Raw genomic sequence first — 699 nt, 5'->3', positions numbered from 1 at the left:
TTTCTGCTAATACCGCCGGGTCGAAGTTGAGCAGTTAGCATTTCTGTATAAATGACGGATGCTGACGGAAGATGTGAGGTACGCCAACGGTTTTCTCGTCGCCAATCCGGCGGGCGGTCCGTGTCGGAGTACACAAAATGCCCGTGGGAAAGGGTTTCGCAGAAGTGACCGAACTCGGGGTCAGGGAGTAGCGAGACGGTCCATCGAAGGGGGTCGGGCGGAATACGAAAAGTCGCCTCCGGTCCTGAACAAGATGTATTAGCGCGATTAAGGGGCAAGATTGGTGCATGAGCACAATAGCGAGCAAAAGGCGCGCGTCGCGTTGTGAAGACGCAACGAGCCGCAAGCCCGTGGAATTTTCAGAATTTGGTCGAAAAAGCAACGAGATGGTCGATCTTCTCATTAGCGAAGTGATTGGACAGAAGGCCCAGGGCTGGCTCGAAGTGAGCCGAGTCGATTTCGATGACGGGGTGCGGGATCCGTGGACGTAATCAAGGTCACCACCCATGGGAATCATTCTCGATAGTTGCGTCTGGGTCGCGCTCGCCGCGAAAACGCTGGAGCGTCAGACGGTGATCGATCTGGCCGGCGAGGCCCCCTGTTCATCTCGGTGATCTCGCTGGGTGAACTTGGCTTCGGCGTACAGACGTGTGCGGCTCCGACCGACCGGGCAGGGCGCGCGGCGTACTCCAACAGCTC

General features: G+C 57.5%; 1 protein-coding gene. It reads left to right on the top strand.

The window, feature by feature from the left end; all coding sequences use genetic code 11:
• Positions 1 to 287 precede the first annotated feature (287 nt).
• Positions 288 to 491: a hypothetical protein gene (locus AWB74_RS46305; protein ID WP_143749566.1), complete on the top strand. Its 204-nt coding sequence runs from the start codon at positions 288 to 290 to the stop codon at positions 489 to 491.
• Positions 492 to 699 lie beyond the last annotated feature (208 nt).

The sequence above is a fragment of the Caballeronia arvi genome, from assembly GCF_001544695.2.
In the GTDB taxonomy this organism is placed as follows: Bacteria; Pseudomonadota; Gammaproteobacteria; order Burkholderiales; family Burkholderiaceae; genus Caballeronia; species Caballeronia arvi.
The sequence above is the reverse complement of the archived record's forward strand: the minus strand, read 5'-3'. Positions and strand labels throughout refer to the sequence as shown.